The sequence below is a fragment of the Shinella sp. HY16 genome (assembly GCF_028534175.1).
GTDB lineage: Bacteria > Pseudomonadota > Alphaproteobacteria > Rhizobiales > Rhizobiaceae > Shinella.
In genome coordinates this window covers 865441-890573 of sequence record NZ_JAHYXL010000002.1, presented here as the reverse complement: position 1 = coordinate 890573, position 25133 = coordinate 865441, and the positions used below count along the sequence as shown (strand labels likewise).

22 protein-coding genes are annotated in these 25133 nt (G+C 65.3%); 10 read left to right on the top strand and 12 right to left on the bottom strand.

All coding sequences use genetic code 11. The annotated features are described in order from the left end of the window. Positions 1-89 precede the first annotated feature (89 nt). Entirely contained in the window at positions 90-1052 is a 963-nt protein-coding gene (ytfQ, locus tag K0P03_RS24625; RefSeq protein ID WP_050745625.1) for a galactofuranose ABC transporter, galactofuranose-binding protein YtfQ, read from the bottom strand. A gap of 456 nt (positions 1053-1508) precedes the next feature. Then, entirely contained in the window at positions 1509-2210 is a 702-nt protein-coding gene (locus tag K0P03_RS24620) for a GntR family transcriptional regulator (RefSeq protein ID WP_272790852.1), read from the bottom strand. A gap of 187 nt (positions 2211-2397) precedes the next feature. Here K0P03_RS24620 and K0P03_RS24615 point away from each other — a divergent pair, with 187 nt between their 5' ends. From K0P03_RS24615 to K0P03_RS24590, 6 genes are all read left to right on the top strand, one after another. Beyond that, positions 2398-3432, top strand: coding sequence for a 4-hydroxythreonine-4-phosphate dehydrogenase PdxA (locus K0P03_RS24615; RefSeq protein WP_050745623.1), 1035 nt, complete (start codon positions 2398-2400; stop codon positions 3430-3432). Between the two features lie 70 nt (positions 3433-3502). Then, entirely contained in the window at positions 3503-4495 is a 993-nt protein-coding gene (locus tag K0P03_RS24610; RefSeq protein WP_272790851.1) for a Bug family tripartite tricarboxylate transporter substrate binding protein, read from the top strand. Between the two features lie 65 nt (positions 4496-4560). Further along, positions 4561-5061 carry a tripartite tricarboxylate transporter TctB family protein gene (locus tag K0P03_RS24605; RefSeq protein WP_023515994.1) on the top strand — a complete coding sequence of 167 codons (501 nt, stop codon included), beginning with the start codon at positions 4561-4563 and terminating at the stop codon, positions 5059-5061. 34 nt (positions 5062-5095) lie between these two features. Further along, positions 5096-6634 carry a tripartite tricarboxylate transporter permease gene (locus K0P03_RS24600; RefSeq protein WP_024270410.1) on the top strand — a complete coding sequence of 513 codons (1539 nt, stop codon included), beginning with the start codon at positions 5096-5098 and terminating at the stop codon, positions 6632-6634. A gap of 39 nt (positions 6635-6673) precedes the next feature. Next, positions 6674-7612: a sugar phosphate isomerase/epimerase family protein gene (locus K0P03_RS24595; protein ID WP_272790850.1), complete on the top strand. Its 939-nt coding sequence runs from the start codon at positions 6674-6676 to the stop codon at positions 7610-7612. 32 nt (positions 7613-7644) lie between these two features. Beyond that, on the top strand, positions 7645-9345 hold the full coding sequence (locus K0P03_RS24590) for a dihydroxyacetone kinase family protein (protein ID WP_023515991.1): 1701 nt from the start codon (positions 7645-7647) through the stop codon (positions 9343-9345). 78 nt (positions 9346-9423) lie between these two features. Here the strand turns inward: K0P03_RS24590 and K0P03_RS24585 are convergent, their stop codons facing one another. The 7 genes from K0P03_RS24585 to K0P03_RS24555 form a co-directional block, all read right to left on the bottom strand. Then, positions 9424-10680 carry an ABC transporter permease gene (locus K0P03_RS24585; protein ID WP_023515990.1) on the bottom strand — a complete coding sequence of 419 codons (1257 nt, stop codon included), beginning with the start codon at positions 10678-10680 and terminating at the stop codon, positions 9424-9426. Continuing rightward, entirely contained in the window at positions 10677-11363 is a 687-nt protein-coding gene (locus K0P03_RS24580) for an ABC transporter ATP-binding protein (RefSeq protein ID WP_023515989.1), read from the bottom strand. The genes K0P03_RS24585 and K0P03_RS24580 overlap by 4 nt, the downstream gene beginning before the upstream one ends. A 2-nt stretch (positions 11364-11365) precedes the next feature. Further along, positions 11366-11830 (bottom strand): hypothetical protein, encoded by a 465-nt coding sequence (locus tag K0P03_RS24575; protein ID WP_023515988.1) that lies wholly within the window; start codon positions 11828-11830, stop codon positions 11366-11368. Between the two features lie 71 nt (positions 11831-11901). Then, complete coding sequence (locus tag K0P03_RS24570; RefSeq protein ID WP_272790849.1) at positions 11902-13656, bottom strand: alkaline phosphatase; 1755 nt, start codon at positions 13654-13656, stop codon at positions 11902-11904. A gap of 111 nt (positions 13657-13767) precedes the next feature. Continuing rightward, complete coding sequence (locus K0P03_RS24565; protein WP_050745614.1) at positions 13768-14382, bottom strand: hypothetical protein; 615 nt, start codon at positions 14380-14382, stop codon at positions 13768-13770. A 182-nt stretch (positions 14383-14564) separates the two neighbouring features. Further along, positions 14565-15683: an FAD-dependent oxidoreductase gene (locus tag K0P03_RS24560; RefSeq protein WP_272790848.1), complete on the bottom strand. Its 1119-nt coding sequence runs from the start codon at positions 15681-15683 to the stop codon at positions 14565-14567. A gap of 150 nt (positions 15684-15833) precedes the next feature. Then, positions 15834-16745: a LysR family transcriptional regulator gene (locus K0P03_RS24555; protein WP_023516247.1), complete on the bottom strand. Its 912-nt coding sequence runs from the start codon at positions 16743-16745 to the stop codon at positions 15834-15836. Positions 16746-16920: 175 nt separating this feature from the next. Between K0P03_RS24555 and K0P03_RS24550 the strand changes: the two genes are divergently transcribed. The 4 genes from K0P03_RS24550 (at position 16921) to K0P03_RS24535 (ending at position 22497) form a co-directional block, all read left to right on the top strand. Next, positions 16921-18021: a Bug family tripartite tricarboxylate transporter substrate binding protein gene (locus tag K0P03_RS24550; protein ID WP_023515254.1), complete on the top strand. Its 1101-nt coding sequence runs from the start codon at positions 16921-16923 to the stop codon at positions 18019-18021. A gap of 139 nt (positions 18022-18160) precedes the next feature. Next, on the top strand, positions 18161-20185 hold the full coding sequence (locus K0P03_RS24545) for a tripartite tricarboxylate transporter permease (RefSeq protein WP_023515255.1): 2025 nt from the start codon (positions 18161-18163) through the stop codon (positions 20183-20185). Between the two features lie 93 nt (positions 20186-20278). Continuing rightward, positions 20279-21385 carry a 4-oxalomesaconate tautomerase gene (locus tag K0P03_RS24540; protein ID WP_272790847.1) on the top strand — a complete coding sequence of 369 codons (1107 nt, stop codon included), beginning with the start codon at positions 20279-20281 and terminating at the stop codon, positions 21383-21385. A 53-nt stretch (positions 21386-21438) separates the two neighbouring features. Then, on the top strand, positions 21439-22497 hold the full coding sequence (locus K0P03_RS24535) for an isocitrate/isopropylmalate dehydrogenase family protein (RefSeq protein WP_272790846.1): 1059 nt from the start codon (positions 21439-21441) through the stop codon (positions 22495-22497). 72 nt (positions 22498-22569) lie between these two features. Here the strand turns inward: K0P03_RS24535 and rraA are convergent, their stop codons facing one another. From rraA to K0P03_RS24520, 3 genes are read right to left on the bottom strand one after another with little or no spacing between them, the layout of a single operon-like run. Next, positions 22570-23064: a ribonuclease E activity regulator RraA gene (gene rraA, locus K0P03_RS24530; RefSeq protein WP_272790845.1), complete on the bottom strand. Its 495-nt coding sequence runs from the start codon at positions 23062-23064 to the stop codon at positions 22570-22572. Beyond that, complete coding sequence (locus tag K0P03_RS24525; protein ID WP_272790844.1) at positions 23061-24038, bottom strand: D-2-hydroxyacid dehydrogenase family protein; 978 nt, start codon at positions 24036-24038, stop codon at positions 23061-23063. The genes rraA and K0P03_RS24525 overlap by 4 nt, the downstream gene beginning before the upstream one ends. Before the next feature lie 3 nt (positions 24039-24041). Next, positions 24042-25127, bottom strand: a complete 1086-nt coding sequence (locus tag K0P03_RS24520; protein ID WP_272790843.1) for an Ldh family oxidoreductase — start codon at positions 25125-25127, stop codon at positions 24042-24044. Positions 25128-25133: the final 6 nt, after the last annotated feature.

The window sequence follows — 25133 nt, the reverse complement described above, 5'->3', positions numbered from 1 at the left end:
GTGGATGGCCGCCCGCCGCCTCCAGGAGAGGCGGCGGGCCTGGCAGTGCGCCGCGCCGGCCGGTGGCCGGATGCGGGGCTCCAGAGAGATCAGTAGCCGAGGCCCTTCTTCTCCTCGTAGACCTTCGCCGGATCATCAGCCTGCGTATAGAGCTTCGATTCCGTCTGGATCCACTTCGGCGGTGCCTTGCCGTCCTTGCGGAAGGCATCAAGCGCGTCGAAGGCGGGGCCTGCCATGTTCGGCGTCAGCTCGACCGTGGCATTGGCTTCGCCGGCGGCCATCGCCTGGAAGATGTCGGGTACGGCGTCGATCGAGACGACGAGGATGTCCGTGCCCGGCTTCAGGCCGGCTTCCTTGATCGCCTGGATCGCGCCGACGGCCATGTCGTCGTTGTGGGCGTAGAGCGCGCAGATGTTCTTGCCGCCGTCTTCCGCCTTCAGGAAGCTTTCCATGACTTCCTTGCCCTTGGTGCGGGTGAAGTCGCCGGTCTGACTGCGAATGATCTTCAGGTTGTCCTTGCCGGCCAGCGCCTCCTCAAAGCCCTTCTTGCGGTCGATGGCCGGCGAGGAACCGGTCGTGCCCTGGAGTTCGACGACATTGCACGGCTTGCCGGCGACGGTGTCGACCAGCCATTTGCCCGCGACATTGCCCTCGTGCACGAGGTCGGAGGTGACGGCTGTCAGGTACAGGTCCTCAGAGGCATCGACCGTGCGATCGAGCAGGATGACCGGGATTTCCGCATCCTTGGCTTCCTGCAGCACCTCGTCCCAGCCGGTTGCCACGACCGGGGCGACGAGAATGGCATCGACACCCTGCGCAATGAAGGAGCGCAGCGCCTTGATCTGGTTTTCCTGCTTCTGCTGCGCATCGGCGAATTTCAGGTCGATGCCGCGCTGCTCGGCCTGCTGCTTGGTGAGCGTCGTCTCGGCGGCGCGCCAGCCGGACTCGGACCCGATCTGCGAAAAGCCCACGGTCAGCTCGGCGGCGGATGCGGCGCTGAACATCGAGGCAGCAAGGATCGTGGCACTCGCGAGTGCGATTTTGAATTTCATGATGTCCTCCCAAAGAAAGCTGCTCCTCAGCAGCGCGGGTAAAACATCATATTGTATTACTATTGTAAACCATCAAATTTGCGGGGCCGCGATTTTCCTTGCCCGGAAGGGCCAGTGGGTGGCAACCGCGGGGTGGCTTTGGTGAGGTGTTTCAAGGCGTTGCCGGCTGATGCGAGAAATCGCCGGCCCAGCCGTAAAATCGCTGCGCGTATGGGGCTCGAACGTCGAGGCCGCTTGTGGATCCGTCTTGTCGAGCAAGAGGGAGGGGAGGGCAGGGCTGCAGATTGGCGATAGCCGTGCCGTGGAGGTCCGATCCGCAATTGGAACCTGCTGTCGGCGTTGCGCGTGCCGCAAGAAAAATTCGACGCGGATTTGCCTCGCATGGGCGCAGCGGCAAGGGAGGCGCCGCCGTCAGGGTAGGGCGAAACACCGGGGCCGTTAAGGTGGTGACGGCTCCTACCGGCTGGAGCCTTCCAGCGTTTCGCTGACGCGCTCCCAGGCCTTCTTCAGGTGGCGTCCGAGAACTTCGGACAAACGGCCGGCATCGCGCGCTTCCAGCGCTGCCACCATTTCCTCGTGTTCGCCGACCGCGGCAGCCCACTTCTCCGGACCTTCATGGCCGACGAAGCGGATGCGCTTCAGCCGGGTCTGCAGCATGCCGTGCACCTCCGCGAGGGCGGCATTGCCGGAACTGGCAACGATGCGCGTGTGGATCGCCTGGTTGAGCTTGTAGTATTCCAGGCGGTCTCCTGCCTTGTAATGCCGGACCATGTCATCGTGCAGACGGCGGATTCCCGCGATCTCCTCGTCGCGCGCGCTCGCGCAGGCAAGCCTGCCGGCCAGTTCCTCCAGCGTGGCGAGGACCGACAGCATGTCCTTGACGTCCTTTGCCCCGAAACGCTTCACGACCGCGCCGCGGCTGGGAACGAGTTCGACCAGACCTTCGCTCGCAAGATATTTGATGGCCTCGCGCAAGGGCGTCCGCGAGACGCCGAGCATCTGGCCGAGCTGACCTTCGTTGAGGCGCGTTCCGGGGGAGAGGTGCCCTTCGATGATCATGTCGCGCAGACGGCTGACGAGCGTGTCGTGCAGGGCCGTGCGGCGGATCGGTTCCGGCAGGTTGCCTTCCGGGAGCCCCAAGCTTCTGATCTCATCCATGTCTTTGATCTTGCGTCTTTCAAGTCCAGCCCGAGGGCGCCGGCCGCGTTGGCGATTTGGTGCGAGCATGAAGAGCCCGGGCGGTGGCGTCAACAAAAAATGCTGCATACAGAATACAAAAGACTTGATGCGGCATTTTTGATGCCGTATGAAAGCTGCATACAGAATGCAGCGGAGGAGTTTCATCATGACCGAGAGCGCAAAAGACGCGCGCCCCGTTATCGCGCTCGCCATGGGCGATCCGGCCGGTATCAGCCCGGAGCTGACTGCCCGCATCATCGCGCTCGACGATGTCAAGGCCGCGGCCCATCTCGTGGTCATTGGCGATCGCCGTATTCTCGATGAGGGCGCCAAGGCGGCTGGCATCGATCTCGACCTGGAAACCGCAACGCTCGAGACCTTCGGTGCAGCGAGCGGCGAGCGCCATGTCTTCATCGATCTTGCTCATCTCGACCCGGCGGATGTGGTGCGCGGCGAGGCGACGCTTGCCGGCGGCACCTTTGCCACCGCCAATTTCCGCACAGCGTTGCAGCTTGCCGACCAGGGCAAGGCTGGTGCCGTCTGCTTCACGCCCTTCAACAAGAAGGCCATGCGCTACGCCTATCCGGGTTATGACGACGAGATCCGCTTCGTCGCCGACGTCATCGGCTTCACCGGAAAGGTCCGCGAATTCAACGTGCTGGAAAAGGTCTGGAATGCGCGTGTCACCTCGCACATTCCGCTGAAGGACGTGGCGGCGGCGCTTTCGCTCGAGGCGATCCTCGCCGAGATCGAGCTGACCAGCAATTGCTTGAAGAATGCGGGCTACGACAATCCGAAGATCGCGGTCGCCGGCCTCAATCCGCATGCGGGCGACGGCGGTTCCTTCGGCATGGAGGAGATCGACATCATCGAGCCCGCGGTCGCCGCGGCGAAGGCGCGGGGCTTCGATGTCGAGGGTCCGTTCCCGGCCGATACCGTCTTCCTGCGCGCCCTGAAGGACGGCTTCCAGGCGGTCATGACCATGTATCACGACCAGGGCCAGATCGCGATGAAGCTCATGGGCTTCGACAAGGGCGTCACCATGATGGGTGGCCTGCCGTTCCCGCTCTGCACGCCGGCCCACGGCACGGCCTACGACATCGCCGGAAGGGGCATTGCCGATGTCGGGGCGAGCCGCGAGGCGCTGCTTCTGGCCGCGCGCATGGCGAGAAAGGCTGCCGCGCTTTCGGCGGCCGCCTGATCGATCGAAATTTTGAGGTATACCGGTACGGAGGAGGTTCGTGCCGGGATCATCCCAACGGAGGAGCAAGATGAAAAAGTCCCTTACCATTGCCTGCATCGTCGCGGCTGCATCGGGGGTCGCGCTGCCGGCCTTTGCCTTTGAGCCGGAGCGCCCCGTCGAATTCGTCGTCACGGCCGGCCCCGGCGGCGGCACCGATATCTTCGCCCGCACCATCCAGTCGATCATTGCCAAGTACGAGCTGATGAAGGCGCCGGTGGTGGTGACGAACAAGGGCAGTGCCGGTGGTGCTGAAGGCTTCGTCTATGCCGCGACGGCAAAGGGCGACGCCCACAAGCTGACCTTCGGCACGAACAATGCCTATCTGCTGCCCGTGCGCGCCAAGGTGCCCTACACCGCAGCCGACCTGACGCCGGTCGCCGCGCTCGCTTCCGACGAATTCGTGCTCTGGGTTAACGGCAAGTCCGACATCAAGACGGCTGCCGACTTCGTCGAGAAAGCCAAGGCGGCGCCGGGCGCGCTCAAGGTTGCCGGCAGCCAGTCCAAGGATGTCGACCAGATTCTTACCTCCATGATCAACGAGGCGACCGGTTCCGATATCGGCTACGTTCCCTTCAAGAGCGGCGGGGAGGCGGCCGTCCAGCTCGCCGGCGATCACGTCGCGGCGAATGTCAACAATCCGAGCGAGAATCTCGGCCAGTGGCAGGCCGGCATGGTCAAGCCGGTCTGCGTCTTCAAATCGGAAAAGCTGAAGAGCGATGCGAAGGTGGCCGGCGACCAGGGCTGGGCCGACATCCCGACCTGCAAGGACAGCGGCATCGCCATCGACAACTACGCCATGCCCCGCACCGTGTGGCTTGCCGCCGGCGTCGAGTCCGATATCGTCAGCTTTTATGCGGATGTCCTGAAGAAGGTGTCCGAGACGCCGGAATGGCAGAAATATCTTGCCGACACCTCGCAGTCCGGCACCTATATGAGCGGCGCGGAGTTTGCGGACTTCATCAAGAAGGACGAGGCCACCGTCAGCGCCGTTCTGAAACGCGAAGGCTGGCTTGCGAACTGAACCTCCCAAGGTTCCGCGCGGATGCCGACACGGCATCCGCAACCCCTTTCGGAAAGGTCTGATCCATGCGTGAGAACAGCGCGAATGGGCTTTCCCGTTTCGCCATGGAAACGGGCGTCGCACTCCTGACAGGCGCCTTCGGCATCGCCGTCGCCTACGGCTCGATCGAGGCCGGCGCGGGCTGGACGGAGATGGGGCCGGATGCCGGCTATTTCCCCTTCTATATCGGTCTCCTGATCGTCTTCGGCAGCGCGATGAACCTTGCCTACGCTGTCGTCAAGCATCGCGGCAGCGGCGAGATCTTCGTCGACATGGCGCGCTTCAAGGTCGTGCTCGGTTTCCTGCTGCCGCTCGTCGCCTTCGCCGCGGTCGCCACCTTCCTCGGCCTCTATGTCGGCACGGCGCTCTACATTGCCGGCACGATGACCTTCCAGGGCAGATACAAGTGGTGGGCGAGCCTTGCCGCGGGCGTCGGCGTCGCCCTCTTCTTTTTCGTCATTTTCGAGATCGGCTTCAAGGTTCCGCTCCTGAAGGGTCCGGTCGAGGCCTTCTTCAGGATCTACTGATCCGCGCGAAGGCGCCGGTCTTCGGAGGAAAGACATGGAAAATATCGGTCTTCTCATGGATGGCTTCGGCCATATCCTGAGCTTCAACCACATCCTGCTCATGATGCTTGGCGTTACGCTCGGCATTCTGGTTGGTGTGCTGCCCGGCCTCGGCGCGCCGAACGGCGTGTCGCTGCTCCTGCCGCTCACCTTCTCGATGGATCCCATCTCGGCCATCATCCTGCTCTCGTGCATGTATTGGGGGGCGCTCTTCGGCGGTTCCACCACCTCCATCCTCTTCAACATTCCCGGCGAACCCTCCTCCGTCGCCACCACCTTCGACGGCTATCCGATGGCCAAGAAGGGCGAGGCAAGCCGCGCGCTGACGCTTGCCTTCGTTTCGGCCGGCCTCGGCGCGCTTGCCGGCGTCGTGATGATCACGCTGCTCTCCGGCTGGGTCGCCAATTTCGCGCTGCGTTTCTCATCGCCGGAATATTTCGCCGTCTATTTCCTCGCCTTTGCGAGCTTCATCTCGATGGGCGCCCAGTCGCCGTTCAAGACGCTCGTCTCCATGATGATCGGCTTCGCGCTCGCCTCCGTCGGCATGGATACGATTTCGGGCAACCTGCGCCTGACCTTCGACATTCCGGAACTCATCAAGGGCGTCTCGTTCCTGATCGCCGTCATGGGCCTCTTCGGCATCGGCGAGCTGCTGCTGACGACGGAGGAGGGGCTGCGCTTCGAAGGTATCAAGGCCCGCGTCAAGCTCGGCGAGATCGGCCGCACGCTGGTCGAGATGCCGCGCTACTGGTTCACCATCGCCCGCTCCACGCTGATCGGCATCTGGATGGGCATCACGCCCGCCGGGCCGACGGCCGCCTCCTTCATGAGCTACGGCGTCGCCCGCCGTTCGGCCCGCGACAAGTCGCAGTTCGGCAAGGGGGATCCGCATGGCATCGTGGCGCCGGAGACGGCCGACCATTCCGCCGGCACCTCCGCCCTCCTGCCGATGCTGGCGCTCGGCGTGCCGGGCTCGGCCACCGCGGCCGTCATGATGGGCGGCCTGATGATCTGGGGCCTCACGCCCGGCCCGACGCTCTTCACCGACCGGCCGGATTTCGTCTGGGGCCTGATCGCCTCCATGTATCTTGGCAACATCGTCGCCGTGGTGCTGGTGATCGCCACCGTGCCGCTCTATGCGTCGATCCTGCGCGTGCCCTTCGCCATCATCGGGCCGATCATCGTCGCGATCATCCTGTCCGGCGCCTACCAGGTCGGCAACGCCGTCAGCGACATGTGGCTGGTGCTTCTCTTCGGCCTCGTCGGCTATGTCTTCAAGAAGCTCGACTACCCGCTGGCCCCGCTGGTTCTTGCCATGGTGCTCGGCGACAAGGCGGAGGATGCCTTCCGGCAGTCCATGCTCCTGTCCGGCGGCCAGCTTTCGGTCTTCTGGTCGAACGGGCTGGTGACGACGCTGATGCTGATCGGTCTTGCGCTGCTCTTCTCGCCGCTCGTCTTCTGGCTCCTCGGCGTCTCGCGCCGGCGGCGGTTCGGCGTTCCCAAATCCTCGCAGGGCGGCACGCCGACGGTCTGATCCGCCGGTGCCCCACTCATTCCCCATCAGGAGTTTGCCATGACCGTTCCTGCGCCCGCATGGACCCGTGAAACCTGGCCGATCGCGGCCGCGATGATCCAGTATCCGAACCTCCTGGCGGACGGCCGCTCGGTGCAGGACCAGTCCGTCGAGGAATGGGCCGAAACGCTCGATGACGTCGTCGATGCCGGCTTCACCGAGCTCGACCCGACAGACAGCTGGCTGCGCCTTGCCGACCTTTCGCCGGCACGGCTCGACACGTTCATGACGCTGGTGGGTTCGCTCGGCCTGACGATCCCGGCAATTTCCACCTCCCGCCGCAGCGTCATCGATCCGATCCACGGCGATGCCCATCTCGCCTATGGTCACCGTGTCATCGACACGGCAAAGGCGATCGGCGCGTCCGCTGTCTCCTTCGGCCTCTTCGAGCCGCTGACGGCCGAGCAGAAGAAGGCGCTCTGGTTCTGGACGGTCGACGGCCCGCGCAATCCCGATGATCCGGCCGTCTGGCAGAAGGCCTTCGAGCGCATCCGCGCACTCGGCCGCCATGCCGAGGAACTCGGCATCGAGGTGGCGCTGGAAATGTACGAGGACACCTATCTCGGAACCGCCGAGAGCAGCGTGCGCTTCGTCGAGACGGTTGGCCTGCCGAATGTCGGGATCAACGCGGATCTCGGCAACCTCATCCGCCTGCACCGCCCCGTCGAGCACTGGCAGGAGATGATGGCGAAGGTCGCGCCCTTCGCGAAGTACTGGCACGTCAAGAACTATACGCGCACGGAGGATCCGGGAACGGGGGCGATCATCACCCACCCTGCACCGCTGGAGACCGGCATCATCAACTACCGCGCTGCCATCCGTATGGCGCTTGCGCACGGTTTCCGCAGCGCCTTCCTCTGCGAGCACTACGGCGGCGACGGCCTTTCGGTCTCGGCTGCCAACCGCGACTACCTGCGGCGCATCCTGCCGCGCCGCTGACAAGACGATCCAGCAAGACGAGGACGATCACCATGACCACCATCTTCGATGCACCGGAGGATTTCGCGGCCACCGCGCTCGCCGGTTTTGCCGATCTCTACAGCCGTCATGTGCGCCTCGTGCGCGGCGGCGTGGTACGTGCGACGCAGGTATCGCAGGGCAAGGTTTCGGTCGTTGTTGGCGGCGGCTCGGGGCACTATCCGGCCTTTGCCGGCTATGTCGGCCCGGGTTTGGCGGACGCGGCGGTTGCCGGCGACGTCTTCGCCTCGCCCTCGACGGCGGCGGTCGCGCGAGTCTGCCGGCAGGCCCATCACGGTGGCGGCATCCTGCTCGGCTTCGGCAACTATGCCGGCGACGTGCTGAACTTCGGCGTTGCTGCCGAACGCCTCAGGTCCGAGGGCATCGACGTGCGCATCGTTCCCGTCACCGATGATGTGGCGAGCGCGCCGTCCGAGGCGCATGAGAAGCGCCGTGGCATTGCGGGCGATCTTGCCGTGTTCAAGGTCGCGGGCGCGGCGGCGGAAGCCGGGCTTTCTCTCGACGAGGTGGAGCGCATCACGCGCCATGCCAACGATCGAACCGTCTCCTTCGGCGTCGCTTTCGATGGTTGTACCTTGCCCGGTGCGGGCGGTCCGCTCTTCACCGTGCCGAAGGGCCGCATGGCGCTCGGCCTCGGCATTCACGGCGAGCCTGGCATCCGCGAAGAGGCCATCGTGCCGGCCGGGGATATCGCGGCGTTGCTCGTCGAAAGGCTTCTTGCCGAACGCCCGCAGGGCGTTACGCGCGTCGCCACGGTGCTGAACGGTCTCGGCGCCACGAAATACGAGGAGCTCTTCGTCCTCTGGACCCGGATTTCCAAGCTGTTGAAGGAGGCGGGGCTGGAGATCGTGGCGCCCGAGACGGGTGAATACGTTACCAGTCTCGACATGCAGGGATGTTCGCTGACGCTGATGTGGCTGGACGCGGAGTTGGAAACCTACTGGACTGCGGCCTGCGATGCACCGGTCCTCCGGCGCGGCAACGGTATTCGCACGGAGCCCGCCACCGACGCTATCGTCAATGACGATGCCGTGCCGACTTTCGGCCCGTCCTCGGCCGCTTCGCGCGAGGCTGCGGCCTGTGTCGCAAGGCTTCTCGGCCTCGCCGCGAAAGGCTTGAAGGATGCGGAAGAGGAGTTGGGTCGCATCGATGCGCAGGCCGGTGACGGCGACCATGGGCAAGGCATGCGCCGCGGCTCCGCTGCCGCCGAGGACGCCGTCGGACAGGCGCTTGCTGCCGGTGCGGGTGCTGCGAGCACACTTGCTGTTGCCGGTGACGCCTGGGCGGACCGGGCGGGCGGCACGTCGGGCGCCATATGGGGCCTTTTGCTTCGCGCCTGGAGCAATGCGCTTTCCGACGATGCTGCTCTCGACGATGCTGCCGTGGTAAAAGGGGCGCGCCTTGCGCTTGATGCCGTGACGCGGCTTGGCCGTGCTCGTGTCGGCGACAAGACCCTCGTCGATGCCCTAGTGCCTTTCGTCGAGACGCTGGAAGCGTCGTTTGCTGCCGGAAAGTCGCTGAAAACCGCCTGGATCGACGCGGCATCTGCGGCGACGGCAGCGGCCGGCGCCACCGCCGCGCTGACGCCCAAACTCGGTCGTGCTCGCCCGCTCGCTGAACGCAGCATCGGTCATCCGGATGCCGGCGCGGTCTCGCTGGCACTGGTCGCACGGATCATCGGCGAGGCTATCTGACCGGCCGGCAGAGCCATCCCGAAGGGGCGGGGTCATTTCACCGCTCTGCCCCTTCGGACTCCCTTGCTGCCGATGGCGTCAGGCCCTCAAGGCGGCTGCCGGGCTGAGGCGGAGCGCGGAGAGTGCCGGCACGATCGAGACCAGCACGGCGACGACCATGAACCAGATTGCCAGTGAAAGATCCGCCCTGGCGAATTCCACGGGCATGTGGACGGCTGTTGCGGCGGCGAGGGTGGCGGAAACGGCCTGCGCGGCGCCGTAGCCGATGGCGATGCCGAGGGCACAACCGGAGAGGAGCAGCAGGAACAGTTCCCCCCAGACGATCGCGAAGACCGCCTGTCGTGGCGCGCCGAAGGCCCTCAGCGCGCCGATCTGCCGCCGGCGGGCGCCGACATGCATGATCGTGACGAGCAGGATGGCGGCGACGACGATGGCCTGCGTGCCGATGGCGATCGCAAGCAGCAGGCTGCGCGCATCGCCCAGCGTCGCATAGAGGCGGGTCAATACCTCGGCGGGGAACACGGCGAGCGTCGTCTCGCTGCGATATTCCTGGCGCAGGCGATAGGCATCGCCCATGGTCTTCGGCTTGACGAGGACGGCTGGAATGGCGCGCGTCCCGGCGCCGAACTCCTCGTCAAGCGCCGCGTCGGCCTCGACGTGGATTTCGTGGTCGTGATCCTCTGCAGCAGAACCTTCCGCTTCCTCGCCCGTGTGGCCGTGGTCGTTCTCCCTTCCCATACCGTGCAGCTGCCAGACGGCTTGGATCGGCACGAGGATCGCGCGGTCCCAGGCAGTGCCGGTTGGCGCCATGCGGCCCCGTATCTTGTAGGCGATCTCGACATGGGTATGGCCGCCGGTATCGGCGGCCCCATGCATCGGCTTGATCTCTGCGCCGAGTCGCATCGGTACGTCGGCGCCGACCACCGCCTCGCCAAGGCGGGTGAAGACCGTGCCCTCTGCAAGTGTCGGCGACAGGGCGGCAACCAGCGCCGTCGTCGTACCGACGACCGGCCGGCCATCCGCGGAATCGCCGAAGCCGACGGGGGCGGCGAAGGAGACGCGCGGATCACGCGCGAGTTTCTCCAGCACGGCGCCAGACATCAGCGGCAAGGGGGATGGCTGGAGAAAGACGGCCGACAAGGCAAGCTGCGTCTCGCTGCCGGCGGCGCCGACGACGAGGTCGAACTTTTCCGCCGCCCGCGCGCTGCCCAGCCGCACGGCCCGTTCCTGGAGGGTGACGGCAACGCTGAGGGCGACGGAAAGGGCGACCAGCATGATGACGGCGAACGCGCCGCCCTTGAACCGGCGAAGGTCGGCGAGGATGAAGCCGATCATGCCGCTTCCGCCTTGCCGGCAGCTTCGAGGATACGGCCACCGTCAAGGACGATGTGCTGGCCGATGCGCTCCACCAGGGCCGGGTCATGGGTCACGACGAGCAGCGTGGCGCTTTCCGTGCGAGCGAGCTGGACAATGAGGTCGGCCACCTCGCCGCCGGTGCGCCGGTCGAGGCTGGCCGTCGGCTCGTCGGCCACGATGACGCCGGGCTTCGACAGCAGTGCTCGTGCCACGGCCACGCGCTGCATCTCGCCGCGCGACAGCGTTTCGATAGGTTGACCCGGGCGGGCGATGCCGGTCATTTCGAGGAGATGAAGGGCCCGCTCGCGATCGGTCGGCTTCAGGCGCCGGGCAAGCCGTATCGGCAGCACGACATTCTCGTAGGCCGAAAGGCCGGGAAAAAGGTGGAAATCCTGCATCACGAGGCCGATATTGGCAGCGCGGAAGGCATCACACCGACCTGTGGACAGGCGGCTGATCTCCATCTCTCCCCAGCGGACACAGCCCTTCGTCGCGGGTTCCAGCCCGGTGACAACATTGACCAGCGTGCTCTTGCCCGACCCTGAAGCGCCGGTGATCGCGAGCCCGCCGCCGGCGGGAAGGTGCAGCTTTTCGATGGTGAGTACCGGCGTAGCCAGGCCGGGAAAGCGCATCTCCAGGTCGGCAATATCGAGCGCGAGCATCGTCAGACCGTATCGAATGCGGCACCGCGCAGGCGGAGCTGGCTGACGAAGCCGGTTTCGGGATCGACCCACGACCCGTATTCCAGCATACCCTGTGCCTCGATCGGCGCATTGTACTGCACGAAGGTCTGCCGCTCGGCGAGATAGACGACGAGGATATTGTCCGGCCAGTCGGCATCGGAGGAGCAGAAGGGGCAGAGCGACATTGGAATTTCGGTAAGCACGAAGAAGTTCGCCTCGGCCTTCAGCGGCGGCGCCATGAAGCCCTTCACGGCCACCTGCTGCCCGGAGAGCCGTTTGACCTTGTCCGAGAATTCGAGACCGAGGACGCCGAAACGCTTGTAGAGCTCGCCAAAGCCGAGCGTTTCGCCGGCCATGGCGATGCGGGGGAGGGCAAGCATGGGCAAGGCCGCGAGCGTCAAGAGCAGGCCCCGCCTTTCGAGCGACACAGGGTCTGTCTTCGTCATGACCAGGCTTCCTTCTTTCATCTGTAAGGTTGTGGACAGGCGGCGCGGGCCGCCTGTCCACAAGACGCCACTCAATCCTTCGGCACGCCGAGGGCAAAGGCGTCGGCCAGCACGCGATAGACGTCGCTCTGTTCCATGTAGCCGCGGAACCCTTCGGAGCCCGGACCGGCGGCCTGCAGCACGACGTCATCGACCGCATGCACGCCCGTGTCGTCTTCCTTCGGGATGTTGCCCGGGACGAAGACCGCGCCGGGCACGTCCTTGTAGGCTTCGTTGGCGACATATTCCTTCGCCTCGTTCTGCACGGCCGGGACGAAGGGGCCGTCGAGCTTCGGGCGGAAGGTCTCGTAGTGATCCGGCCCGTTGTTGGCGGCCAGGAACAGGCGGCGCGAGACGTCGATGCGATCAGGATAGCCGTCGCCGTCCTTGTCCTCGTAGTTCGGGAAGCCGGCGCTGTCATAGGTGCCGACCTTTTCGCGCATCTCTTCGCCGGGCTTCTCGTCGTCGACCGTGCCGATGATGGCGACTCCATGCGTGTGGTCACCGGTCACGATGATCAGCGTGTCCGGGTTCTTCTCGGCGAACTCGCGGGCGATACCCACGGCCTTGTCGAACTCGATCGTTTCGACGAGAGCGCGATCCCAGTCGAGTGGATGGCTCATCTTGTCGACGGAGGCGGCCTCCACCATCAGGAAGAAGCCCTCCGGGTTCTTCGAGAGCTTGTCGAGTGCGGTCTTGGTCATGTCGACGAGGCCGGGCTGGTTCGGGAACTTGTCGACCGTGCCCTTCTTGAGGAATTCGCGATCGAGCGTCACGTCCAGATTGCCCGTGTGGAACAGGCCAAGCAGGCGCTCCTGGTTCGAACCGGCGGCCGCGTCAAGCTCGGCCTTGTCGGTTGCGATTGCATAATCGGCATTACGGAACTCAGCGATGTAGTCCTTGTCGTCCTTGCGCTTGGAGCCCGGCACGTCCTTCGAGAGGAAATAGGCCGAGCCGCCGCCGAGCAGCACGTCCGGCTTGACGTCGAGCATCATGCCGACGATATCGGCCTTGTCGGCCCGCTTGCGGGTATGCGCGACGAGTGCAGCGGGTGTCGCGTCCTCTACCTCCGAAGTGGTGACGATGCCGATGGATTTCTTGGTGTTCCGACGCAGGGCCTCGGCAATGGTCTCGACCTTCGGATCGTCGAGGCTGGCCGGCGTGCGGTCGGCGTAGACGCCGAGCGCGTTGACGCGCGACTTGTGGCCGGTCATGTAGGCCGACATGGTGTTGGCGCTGTCGGTGGCGATCGAATGGGTGGAAGACGTGCCGATGAAGGCGACGGGCGGGATGTCGTCCATTGCCAGGCGGCCGTTCGCCTTGCCCTCGGTCATGCCCTTGGACATGATGCGTGCACCGGTCCGATGCGCGACGGAGAGGCCGTCGGCGATCAGGAAGATGATGTTCTTCGCCTTCGGCTGGGCGACAGTCTCATAGACATCCCAGTTGACCGACTGCGTTTCGCTGCCGGCGGAAACCTCGACCTTGTACGCGCCGGCCGTGCCGATTGCGAGATCGCGCAGGATGAGCGCCGACCCCAGCACCTTGTCCTCAGCGCCCTTCTCTTCCGCGACGAATTCGGCGGCCTTGCCGAAAATCTCCGCATAATCCTTGCCGTTGACCGTGACCTTGACGTCTTCCGGCTTCACCACGGCATCGAATTCGACCTTGAAATCGAACGGCGAGCCGATGAGGATCGTCGCCCGGTCGATGGGATAGACGGTTGCAGCGTTTGCGGCGCCGGCCAGGAACGTTGCCGATGCCAGGGCGAGGATGAGTTTGCGCATGGGAGAACCTCTCTTGAGCGGTGCGTTGCCTCCCAGCGCATAGAAAGCGAGCATGACAGGCGTATTACACCGCGGTGACCATGCTGTGACCAAAGTGCCTGCATCGGGCTTTCAGCCAATCGACGGATGGAAGACGGGCCGATAGCCGGCACCAAGCGCCAGGACCGTCGATGGCGGGGTCAGCAGGGCGTCCGCCTTGCCGAGGTGTTGCGGCGGCGCGTAGCCTTCGACTGTCCAGCGATGGGCAAGACCGCCACGAAGCGTGTAGGCGTGCCCGGCTGCCGCAAGGACGACCCCATCGGGAAGCTTTGCCAGCGGCCCGGCGATCGGATGCAGGCGCTTGCGTCGGCGGTCCAGGCGCTCACCGTGCAGGACCGCGTCCATCGTGCCCGCGGAGGGCAGCGTCTCGCCTTTCGCGGTTGCCCAGCATGCCTGGAAGTGCAATGCGGATCCCCGCCGGCAGAAAAAGCAGGGCCGATGGCCGGCGGCAAGTGCGACCGCCTCGTCGAGGAAGAACAGTTCGGTCCAGCTCCGTCCCCCCATGACCGGCCGCCGGCGATCCTGAAAATCACAGAGGCAGATGAGCCAGGCCTTCGACGTCCAGCGCTTCGAAAGCAGTGTCTTCGTCGCCGGATCGTGAAGGATGCCCCGATTGCCGGTAAAGAGGCCCCGCTGCGGCAGCGCGACGATCTCGCCAAAGGGCGTGACGCGGTTTTGAAGAGGCATGGCGCTCCATCTCGCTCGAATGACGGTGCCCTACCCTATCCTCAAGCGCAATGCCGCGTCTCCCTTCCTCTCGCCGAGGGCGAATCTGGTGTGGGCGAAGTATCGTCCGGTGAAGTGGCCGTCTTCGAGTGCCCGCATCGGCGGGTTTAGGATGGACCAGGAAGACGGGAGTTCCGCCGGGTTCACAACAGGTCGAGATAAGTCGCAAGCGCCCGGGCCGCCGCCGCGCCTGCGCGGTTGGCGCCGATGGTCGAGGCGGAGGGGCCATAGCCGACGAGATGGATGCGCGGGTCCTTCTCCACCTGCGTGGCGAGGCGCCCGGTCATGACGATCCCGCCGTTCTCCCCGCGCAGCTGCAGGGGCGCGAGATGGTCGAGTGCACTGCGAAAGCCGGTTGCCCAGAGGATGACATCGGCCTTCTGCTCCGCGCCATCCGGCCAGCGCACCCCCTGCGCGGTGATCTCGCTGAACATGGGCAGGCGTTCCAGAGCGCCCCGCGCGGCGGCGGCCCGCAGCGCGGGTGTCCAGGGAATGCCGGTGACGGAGACGACGGAGCCCGGGACCAGGCCGTTGCGCACCTTGTCCTCGACGATGGCGACGGCTGCGCGGCCGTCTTCCGGCGTGAACGGCGTCTCGCGAAACTGCGGTTCACGGCGCGTGACCCAGCTTGTCGTCGTGACCTTGGAGATTTCGTCGAGATGCTGGAGTGCGGAAATGCCGCTGCCGACGATGATGACATGCTGGCCCGCAAATTCCTCGGCTGTGTGGTAGTCACGCGAATGAAGCTGTCTGCCCTGGAACAACGCGGCACCGGGATAGTCGGGGATTTGCGGGTTCTCCCAGGTTCCGGTGGCGTTGATGAGGCCACGCGCGGAGAAGGCTTCGCGATCCGTCTCCACCCGCAGCCTTTCGAAACGGTCGCAGGCCACCTTGACCGTGACCGGGCGGTAGATGGGCAACCGGAAGCGTTCTTCGTAGGCGGCGAAATAGTCGGGCACTGCGACGGACGCCTTGGCCTCGGTCTCCCCCGCCGGCACCACTTCGGTAAAGCCCATGCCCGGCAGGTCGTGCACGCGGTTGACGGTGCTCAGCGTCAGCGAGGGCCAGCGGTGTTGCCAGGCGCCGCCCGGCTTCTCGTTCCTGTCGAGCACGATGAAGTTGCGGCCCGGTTTGAGGCCGAGCTGCAGCAAGTGGTAGGCCGAGGACAATCCGGCCTGGCCAGCGCCGATCACAACGATGTCGATCTTGATGGCGGCGCGCAGGCTCGCCTCGTTTGCTGGTGTTGTGGATGGCGATGGCAAATCGATCCCCGTTGCTTCGGCTGCTCGCACCCTTCGGTATCCCATTGCTGCCCTGGAGGAAACCGGGCGCAGCCAGGACAGTCAAGCCGTCCGCGCGTGGTGCTGCCCAGACCTTGCCGCATATTGCGTGCGATGAGCCTGTCGATGCCCTCAATCGTCGGCCCCGGCGCCCTGCCAGGTCCCGACCAGCATGCGCCGGAAATGCTCAGCGGCGGGCGAGAGTGTGGCGGAGCGGCGGCGCACGATGCCGATGGTTCGGGAAATTCGTGGAGCACCCAGTGGCCGCGTGACGATGATGGGATGGTCGGGGCCCGGGGTTGCCGTGCGCGGCAGGACCGAGATGCCGAGGCCGGCCTCCACCAGGCCGAGGGATGTCGACAAATGCGTCACCTCGTAGGACCAGCGCAGTTCGATATTGGCCCTTGCCAGCGCCGCGTCCAGCATGGTGCGGTTGCCGCTGGAGCGGTGCACGGTGATCAGCCTGTAGGGGGCAAGGTCGGTCCAGGCGACCTCATGCCTTTTCGCCAGCGGATGGTCGCGCCGCGCCGCCAGCACGAACGGGTCCTCTGCAATCCGGTCGAACAGGAGGTCGGGATCCGAGGTTCCCATGAAGTTGATGCCGAATTCCACCTCCCCGCGCGAAACGGCCTGCAGCCCCTCGGTCGCCGTGAGGTCGAGGATGCGGAAGCGGATATCGGGATATTCCTGATTGAACTGCTTGATCACGGTCGGCAGGAAATAGAATGCCGCCGTCGGCAGGCAGGCGATCGTCACCAGTTCGCTGCGCCTTAGCCCCCGGTCGCGGGCGGCGAAGAGTGACCCATCGAACTCCTCCAGCATACGCTGCACAAGCGGCATCAGTTCGAGGCCGAGCGCCGTCGGGGAAACGTGCCGGGTCGTGCGCTCGAGAAGCGGTGCGCCGATGGAGGCTTCCAGCTTCTGGATGCGTCGGCTGAGCGCCGGCTGTGACAGGTTGAGCGCTTCTGCCGCCCGGTGGAAACTCTCAAGCTCCACCACAGCGAGGAAAGCCCGAAGGTCGAGGATTTCGCAATTAATGCGCATTGTGCATCACTGATCCAAAATTTTGCACTTAACTTAATAATCCATGTGGCGCATACCCCTCAAGGGAGAAAGAAGGGATGATGTCTGCCCGGGGCGATCATGGGCTTGGCGTTTCCGACTTTCATGTGTACCTTTGTATACATTTGAACGCATTGCCATTGTGGGAGGAAAAAACATGGCTGATTTTACGCGTCGTCAACTGCTTGCCGCCGGCTCGGCCGCCGCGGCTGTGGGGCTTATGGGAGTGCGCCCCGCCTTTTCGCAGGCATCGGTCGATTTTGCCGGCAAGACGGTTGAATGGTGGATGCCGTTCTCCGAAGGCGGCGGCTCGGATGTGTGGGCCCGCTTCTTCGCACCGTACCTGTCGAAATATCTACCGGGCAACCCCAATGTCGTCGTGCGCAACGTGCCGGGCGGTGGCTCGATTACCGGCTCGAACGAGTTCGTCGCCCGCGCGCGGCCGGACGGGCTTGCCATTCTCGGCACCTCAGGCTCCACGCAGTTCCCTTTCCTGCTCGGCGATCCGCGCGTGCGCTACGATTATGCCAAGCTGATCCCCGTGCTCGTTTCGCCGACCGGCGGCGTCTGTTATCTGCCCGCCAAGTTCGAGGTGAAGTCGCCGGCCGACCTTGGCAAGATCAAGGATCAGGAGCTGGTCTATGGCAGCCAGGGTGCCACCTCTCTCGACCTCGTGCCGATGCTCGCCTACCGTCTGCTCGGCCTCAACGTCCGCCATGTCTTCGGCATGCAGGGGCGCGGCGACGGGCGGCTCGCCTTCGAGCGCGGCGAGGCGACGATCGACTACCAGACCTCCTCGGCCTATCTGACCAACGTCACCCCGCTCGTCGAGGCCGGCACGGCAGTGCCGATGTTCTCCTGGGGCGTTCTCGATGCAGACGGCAATGTCGCGCGCGATCCGACCTTCCCCGACCTGCCGCATTTCGTCGAAGCCTACGAGATGATGCACGGCAAGAAGCCGTCGGGCGTGGAGTACGACGCCTATCTCGCCTTCTTCGGTTCCGGTTTTGCGGCGCAGAAGCCGTGCATGCTGCCGGAAGGCACGTCGGACGATATCGTTGCGACCTACCGCAAGGCCTTTGCTGATGCGGTGGCCGACCCCGAATTGCAGAAGGCCAAGGCTGAGGTTCTCGGCGACTACAAGCAGGCCGTCGGCGGCGATATCGAAAAGCTCTATGCCGTGGCGACGTCGATCAAGCCTGAAGCGCGCGACTGGGTGCGCAACTTCCTGACGACGGAATACCAGGTCAAGCTCTGACCGGAAGCGATCCCGCCGCTGAAAGGGCGGCGGGCACGCCCGCCCGAAGCCATCGGGCTTGAACAGCCATCTGCCGACACTGACGAGGCCGGAGCACCCGCGCCGTCTCGCACCTGTTGCTATCGAAAGGACAGCCACAGTGATCGATGTCTTCGTCACTTCGCTCCACAACCTGCTGACCCTCCACCATCTCGGTTACATGATGATCGGTGTCGCGGTGGGCCTCATCGTCGGCATCCTGCCGGCCCTCGGCGGCATTGCCGGCATGTCGCTGCTGCTGCCCTTCGTCTACGGCATGGAGCCGACCGCGGCAATCGCCATGATGGTCGGCCTGCTGGCGGTCATCCCGACCTCGGATACCTTTTCCTGCATCCTCATGGGCATTCCCGGCTCGTCCGCCTCGCAGGCGACCGTGCTGGACGGCTTCCCGCTTGCCCGTAAGGGCGAAGCGGCCCGCGCACTCAGCGCCTCCTTTTCAGCCTCGATGATCGGCGGCCTCTTCGGCGCGCTCTGTCTCACCGGCATCGTCATCGTCGCCCGGCCGCTCATCCTGAGCTTCACGTCGGCGGAGCTCTTCATGCTGGCGATCTTCGGCCTCTCCATGGTGGGCGTGCTCTCGGGCAGCAGCCTGGCGAAGGGCATCGCCGCCTGTACGCTCGGCCTTGCCTTCGGTGCGATCGGCACGGCACCGGCCAATGGCGGCGAGCGCATGACCTTCGGCTCGCTCTACCTGATGAGCGGCCTCGAGATCACCATCATCGGCCTCGGTATCTTCGCCCTGCCGGAGGTGCTTGACCTGCTGCGCGGTAACTCGAGCATTTCGAGTACCGGCAAGCTCGGCCGCGGCTGGCTGGACGGCGTGCGCGACACCTGGCGGGAGAAGTGGCTGACGCTGCGTTGTTCGACGATCGGCGCCTGCGTGGGTCTGATGCCCGGCCTCGGCGGCAGCGTTTCCGACTGGATCTCCTACGGTCACACCGTGCAGAGCGCCAAGGACAAGTCGCAGTTCGGCAAGGGCGATATCCGCGGCGTGATCGGCCCGGAAGCGGCCAACAACTCCTGCGCCGGCGGCAACCTCATTCCGACCCTGCTCTTCGGCATCCCTGGCTCCGGCTCGATGGCGATCTTCCTCGCGGCGATGATCCTGATCGGGCTTCAGCCCGGCCCCGGCATGGCCGACCCGAACCGTGACCTCAACCTCACCTATACGGTCGTCTGGACGCTGGCGCTCGCCAATGTCATCGGCACGGCGGCCTGCATCGCCCTGTCGCCGAGCATTGCGCGGCTGACGACCATTCGCTTCGTGCTCTTCGCGCCCTTCATGATCCTCATCATCGTGTTCGGCGCCTTCCAGTCGACCCGGTCGTTCGAGGACATCGTGGCGCTGCTGATCGTTGCGCTGACGGGCATTTTCCTGAAGCGCTTCGGCTGGCCCCGCCCCGCCTTCCTCATCGGCTTCGTGCTCGCCGGCCAGGTCGAGACCTACTTCTACCAGGCGGTGCAATTCTACGGATACGGCTTCCCGCTGCGCCCGATCGCCATCGTCATCGCGCTCGTCACCGTTGCCTCGCTCTGGTTCACCAGCTGCTCGCGCATGCGCCAGAAGGAGGAAACCGTGCCCGGTGGCATCACCACCGATATCGATTTCGAGCGCGAGGAGGACGAGACGGCGGCCGCCAGGAACCTCTGGCCTCAGGTCATCTTCAGCGCCATCGCTGTCGCCTTCTTCGTCTTTACCATCGTCGAAGGCGCGGAGAACTCGTTCCTCGACGCGGTGTTCCCGATCACCGTCGGCACGGTCGGCCTGTTGACCGCCGCCACCGTATTGTTCTGGCAGGTCCGGGGTGCCACGGGACGCGGTACGGCCGGTACCATGAACTTCGATCTCGATGACGGCGCGACCAGCGGCAGCCTCTGGCGCTTCGTCGGCTGGCTGGTTGGCTTCGTCGCGGCCATCGGCCTCGTCGGCTTCACGCTGGCGCTGATCGGCTTCTTCGTCGCCTTCCTGAGGATCGTCGGAAAGTCGAGCTGGCTGCAGACGCTGGTGCTGACTGGCGCTGCCGTCGGCCTCGTGCTGCTGCTGACCTCAATCCTGCACATGAACCTGCCGGGCGGTCTCCTGCAGAACCAGTTCTACGACCAGCTGGTCTGGCCGCTGCGCTGACCCTCAGCCCCGGCGACAACGCCGGGGTTTCGCACGCCGATTTGCAAGGTGTGCAATTGCATTCAATTGTCTACATCAATCAGCGAGGGCATCATGCCAGCACAACATCCCATCCCCTGCATTCTCATGCGCGGCGGAACGTCGAAGGGACCCTACTTCAAGATGCAGGACATTCCGCAGGATCCCGATATCCGCGCACGTGTGCTGCTGGCGGCGATGGGCTCGCCGGATATCCGCCAGATCGATGGCCTCGGCGGCGCCGACACGCTGACGAGCAAAGTCGCGATGGTCGGTCCGTCGAGCCGCGAGGGTGTCGATGTTGACTATCTCTTCGCCCAGGTCTCCGTCGACAAGGCGATCGTCGACACCTCGCCCTCCTGCGGCAACATGCTGTCCGGCGTCGGCCCCTTCGCCATCGAGACGGGTATGGTGTCGGTCAGCGGGGAGAGGACCAGCGTCGTCATCTACGACATCAACACCCAGAGCCGCATCGAGGCGATCGTCGAGACGCCCGATGGAGCCGTCAACTATGAGGGCGACGCCCGCATTGACGGCGTGCCCGGCACCGCCGCGGAGATCCGGCTCAATTTCATGGATATCGTCGGCTCGAAGACCGGCGCCTTGCTGCCGACCGGCAAGCCGATCGAGGAGATCGACGGGGTCAACGCGACACTTATCGACGTGGCAGTGCCGATGATGATCGTGCGGGCGGCCGATGTCGGCAAGACCGGCTATGAGAGCGCCGCCGAACTCGATGTCGACAAGGCGTTTTTTGCACGCATGGAGGCGATGCGCATGGAGGCGGGCCGCCGGATGGGCCTTGGCGACGTCACCGGCAAGGTGGTGCCGAAAATGGCCATGCTGGCCGCCCCGCGAGATGGCGGCAACGTCGCCGCGCGCTATTTCGTGCCGCACAAGACCCATGCGGCCTTCGCGGTGACGGGCGGCCTCTGCGTCTCCTCCTGCGTGCTGGTGCCGGGCACCGTGGCGGATGGCCTTGCGGAACGGCCGGAGGGGGACGATTGTACCGTGATCATAGAGCATCCGACGGGTATCATCGACGTTGCGATGACGAGCAAGCCGGATGGCAATGCCGTCGAGATCATCAGTGGCGGCGTGGTGCGCACCGCGCGCAAGCTGATGCAGGGCAACATCTTCGTGCCGGCGGCGGCCCTGCTGTCGGTGCCTCCTGCGGCCTGAGCCACCGGTATCGCAGGGTAACCCCGCTTTCTGTTTCTGGAGTTTATGGAATCATGAAACTGCTTGTTCTCCCGGGCGATGGCATCGGCCCGGAAATCGTTGGCGCTACCGTCGCGGTGCTGGATGCCGTCGACCGGCGCTTTGCCTTCGGTTTCCGCTACACGACGCGTGACATCGGCTTTGCGTCACTGGAGAAAGCCGACACGACGCTGCCTGCGGATCTGCTCGATCAGGCCCGCGGGATGGACGGAACTCTGCTCGGCCCGATCTCGCATCTCGACTATCCGCCGCGCGACAAGGGCGGCATCAACGTCTCGGCGGCCTTCCGCACCCAGCTCGATCTCTTCGCCAACATCCGCCCGGCCCGCACCCGCAAGGGCGTCTTCCACCGGGGCACGGATATGGACCTCGTCATCATGCGCGAGGCGACGGAGGGCATGTATCCGGATCGGAACATGTTTGCCGGGACCGGCGAATACATGCCGACGGAGGATGTGGCGATCTCCATGCGCAAGGTGACGGCAAGGGCGATCGAACGCATTGCCAGGGCCTCCTTCGAGCTCGCGCGCCTGCGCCGGCGGAAAGTGACCGCGGTGCACAAGGCCAATGCCTTCGTGCTGACCGACGGGCTCTTCCTGAAGGAGGTGCGCAAGGTCGCCGCCGGCTATCCCGACGTGGAGCTCGAGGAGGTGTTGATCGACGCGATGGCGGCGCTGCTCGTGCGCGATGCGAGCCGCTACGACGTTATCTGCACCACCAACTTCTATGGCGACACGCTGTCCGATCTCGCTTCCGAACTGTCAGGCAGCCTCGGTCTTGCCGGGTCGCTGAATGCCGGTGCCGACCATGCCGCCGCGCAGGCACAGCACGGTTCCGCTCCCGACATTGCCGGGCAGGACAAGGCGAACCCGACATCGATGATCCTGTCGGCCGCGATGCTGCTGCGCTGGCACGGCGAGCGCACCGGCGATGCGCGCTATGGCGAAGCTGCGACCCTCATCGAAGGCACCATCGACCGGGTGCTTTCCGATGCTGCCACCCGCACCCGAGATCTTGGCGGACCACTCGGCACGGCGCAGTTCACCGAGACGGTCGTTGCGGCCCTTGGCTGAGCCGGCAAAGAAAACGGCACCGGGGTGTGAACCCCGGTGCCGCTGCAACATGATCGTTTCGCCCGGCTCCGCTCAGTTGGCGGAATGGACCGGTCCGTCCGCCACCAGCACGCCATCGGCATCCGCATAGAGATAGGCCCCCGTGCGGAATTCGACATTGCCGAAGACGAGCGGCACGTCGCGGGCGCCATGGCCGGTCTTGCCGCTCTTCTTCGGCGCCTGGCCGAGCGCCATCACGCAGAAATCCATCGTGTTGATATCGGCGCTGTCGCGGATCGCGCCGTTGATCAGCAGGCCCCGCCAGCCGTTCACCTGGCCAAGGGCGGCGATCTGGTCGCCCACCAGCGCGCAGCGCAGCGAGCCGGCGCCATCGACGACGAGCACTTTGCCCGTGCCGTTTTCCTCAAGCGTGGCGCGCAGCAGGCGGTTGTCCTCGAAGGTCTTCAGTGTGACGATCTCGCCATGGAATCCCTTGCGCCGGCCGTAGGATTTCCACTGCTTCTCGCAGAAGCGCACCTCGGCATCGTGGCTGTCGACCAGATCCGCCGTCTTGATGATGTCTGTCACGGTCTTCCCTCCGTTTTCGGTGCGGCGAGCACCCGCACGGGCGCACCGTCGCGCCAGGCCCTGATATTGTCCACCGTGTCGCGGTAGAAGGCGGCATAGGCGCCTTCGGTGACATAGCCGAGATGCGGCGTCAGCACGGTATTCGGCAGGGTGCGCAGCGGGTGATCGGCCGGCAGCGGCTCGATGTCGAAGACGTCGAGCCCGGCCTTGATGCGGCCCTGCCGCAGTGCTTCGATCAGCGCCGCCTCGTCAACCAGCGGGCCGCGCGCGGTGTTGATCAGCCATGCGCCCCGTTTCATCAGGCCGAGTTCAGCGGCGGAGACGGTGTGCCGGCTGCGTTCGCCAAGGATGAGATGCAGCGAGACCACGTCGGCCTCGCGAAACAGGATCTCCTTGTCGACGCGGCGGGTGCCGGCCTCGGCGGCGCGTTCGTCCGTCAGGTTCTGGCTCCAGGCGATCACCTCCATGCCGAAGGCTTTGGCGATCGGCACCATGCGGCCACCGAGTTTGCCGAGTCCGACGAGCCCCAGCGTCTTGCCGCCGAGTACGGCTCCCACCGTGCGCTGCCAGCCGCCAGCGCGGATGCGGGCGTCCTCTTCGGGGATCGACCGGGCGAGCGAGAGAATCAGCCCCCAGGCGATTTCCGGTGTCGCATGGGCGGATTCGCCGGCATGGGTGTGGCAGACGGTGATGCCGCGGGCGACAGCGGCCTCCATGTCGATGGTGCGCACGGGCGCACCGGTGACGACGATCAGCTTTAGGGCCGGCAGCCGCTCGATCAGCCCGGAGGAAAGTGGCATGCGCTCGCGCATGAGGCAGAGCACGTCGAATCCGGCGAGCGATGCTGCGGCCTCATCCTCGCTCGCAAGGTTGCGGTCGAAACGGACGATCTCGCAGTCGTCGCCGAGCAAGGTCCAGTCCGCAAGGGAAAGTGCCACATCCTGATAGTCGTCGAGGATCGCGATCCGCAGCATGGTTCAAACCTTTCCGATCGTGTCGAGGTCAACGGTGAGGCCGGCGAGACCCGCCTGTTCGCGCAGCATGGCAAGGTCGGCTGCGGTAAGCGGGATCCCTTCGGCAAGCCGCGTTTTCATGCGATTCGCCTCCGGTTCTCCCGGCATCAGGATCGGCTGATCGTCGTCGACCCGCGGACAGGCGCGGGCGCGGGTGACGAGGTCGCCCATGCGCGTGCCATAGACCGCTTCGCCGAGGAAAAGCGAGGGCCGGAAGGCGATGAAGCTGTGGCCGACATTCTGCGGCCGGTCGAGATCGCGATACTGGTCGCCGACCGTGCCGCCATAGGCCGCGCCGCTCATCACGCCGGCCAGGACCTCCATCATCAGCGACAGTCCCGATCCCTTCGGGCCGCCAAGCGGCAGCACGATGCCTTCATAGGCCCGGCGGGCGTCCGTCGTTTCCCGGCCTTCCGCGTCGAGCGCCCAGCCAGCCGGGATCGGTTCGCCTTGCTGCATCGCGCGGCGGATTTTTCCGCGCGCGACGACGGAGGTCGCCATGTCGAGCACGATCGGCGGCGAGCCCTCGCCACCCGGCGCGCCGAAGGCGAAGGGGCTGGTGCCGAGGAAGGGCGTGCGTCCGCCCCAGACCGGCATGGTGGGTGAAGCGTTGGTGAAAACGAAGGCGGCATAACCGGCGTCGATCGCTTCCAGCAGATAGGCCGCGGCCATGCCGAAATGGGCGCTGTTGCGGACGCTCGCCATGCCGATGCCGCATCGCTCTGCGGCAGTGATCGCCTCCTGCATGGCCCGACGGGCAACCACAAAGCCGAGACCATCATCGCCATCGACATGCGCGGCAGCGGGCATCGGATGCGTGACGCGGATATCAGGTCGGGCGCGCACCAGGCCGCGGCGCAGGCGGTCCGCATAAACGGGAATACGTGAAACGCCGTGGGTGCCGACACCGCGTAGATCGGCAAGCACGAGATAGCGCGCGACGGAGGCAGCATCCTGTTCGGGGACGTCGAGGCCGGCGAAAATCGTGGCGACCAGCGTCTCCAGTCGTTGCGCGTCCACATGCGCGATCGTGTCGTCCTTTCCCGGCATGCACCG

What these genes read in the sequence shown, in the direction of transcription:
- ytfQ (WP_050745625.1), bottom strand. Translation starts at nt 1,052, where the DNA reads ATGAAATTCAAAATCGCACTCGCGAGTGCCACGATCCTTGCTGCCTCG.
- K0P03_RS24620 (WP_272790852.1), bottom strand. Translation starts at nt 2,210, where the DNA reads ATGGATGAGATCAGAAGCTTGGGGCTCCCGGAAGGCAACCTGCCGGAA.
- K0P03_RS24615 (WP_050745623.1), top strand. Translation starts at nt 2,398, where the DNA reads ATGACCGAGAGCGCAAAAGACGCGCGCCCCGTTATCGCGCTCGCCATG.
- K0P03_RS24610 (WP_272790851.1), top strand. Translation starts at nt 3,503, where the DNA reads ATGAAAAAGTCCCTTACCATTGCCTGCATCGTCGCGGCTGCATCGGGG.
- K0P03_RS24605 (WP_023515994.1), top strand. Translation starts at nt 4,561, where the DNA reads ATGCGTGAGAACAGCGCGAATGGGCTTTCCCGTTTCGCCATGGAAACG.
- K0P03_RS24600 (WP_024270410.1), top strand. Translation starts at nt 5,096, where the DNA reads ATGGAAAATATCGGTCTTCTCATGGATGGCTTCGGCCATATCCTGAGC.
- K0P03_RS24595 (WP_272790850.1), top strand. Translation starts at nt 6,674, where the DNA reads ATGACCGTTCCTGCGCCCGCATGGACCCGTGAAACCTGGCCGATCGCG.
- K0P03_RS24590 (WP_023515991.1), top strand. Translation starts at nt 7,645, where the DNA reads ATGACCACCATCTTCGATGCACCGGAGGATTTCGCGGCCACCGCGCTC.
- K0P03_RS24585 (WP_023515990.1), bottom strand. Translation starts at nt 10,680, where the DNA reads ATGATCGGCTTCATCCTCGCCGACCTTCGCCGGTTCAAGGGCGGCGCG.
- K0P03_RS24580 (WP_023515989.1), bottom strand. Translation starts at nt 11,363, where the DNA reads ATGCTCGCGCTCGATATTGCCGACCTGGAGATGCGCTTTCCCGGCCTG.
- K0P03_RS24575 (WP_023515988.1), bottom strand. Translation starts at nt 11,830, where the DNA reads ATGACGAAGACAGACCCTGTGTCGCTCGAAAGGCGGGGCCTGCTCTTG.
- K0P03_RS24570 (WP_272790849.1), bottom strand. Translation starts at nt 13,656, where the DNA reads ATGCGCAAACTCATCCTCGCCCTGGCATCGGCAACGTTCCTGGCCGGC.
- K0P03_RS24565 (WP_050745614.1), bottom strand. Translation starts at nt 14,382, where the DNA reads ATGCCTCTTCAAAACCGCGTCACGCCCTTTGGCGAGATCGTCGCGCTG.
- K0P03_RS24555 (WP_023516247.1), bottom strand. Translation starts at nt 16,745, where the DNA reads ATGCGCATTAATTGCGAAATCCTCGACCTTCGGGCTTTCCTCGCTGTG.
- K0P03_RS24550 (WP_023515254.1), top strand. Translation starts at nt 16,921, where the DNA reads ATGGCTGATTTTACGCGTCGTCAACTGCTTGCCGCCGGCTCGGCCGCC.
- K0P03_RS24540 (WP_272790847.1), top strand. Translation starts at nt 20,279, where the DNA reads ATGCCAGCACAACATCCCATCCCCTGCATTCTCATGCGCGGCGGAACG.
- K0P03_RS24535 (WP_272790846.1), top strand. Translation starts at nt 21,439, where the DNA reads ATGAAACTGCTTGTTCTCCCGGGCGATGGCATCGGCCCGGAAATCGTT.
- K0P03_RS24525 (WP_272790844.1), bottom strand. Translation starts at nt 24,038, where the DNA reads ATGCTGCGGATCGCGATCCTCGACGACTATCAGGATGTGGCACTTTCC.
- K0P03_RS24520 (WP_272790843.1), bottom strand. Translation starts at nt 25,127, where the DNA reads ATGCCGGGAAAGGACGACACGATCGCGCATGTGGACGCGCAACGACTG.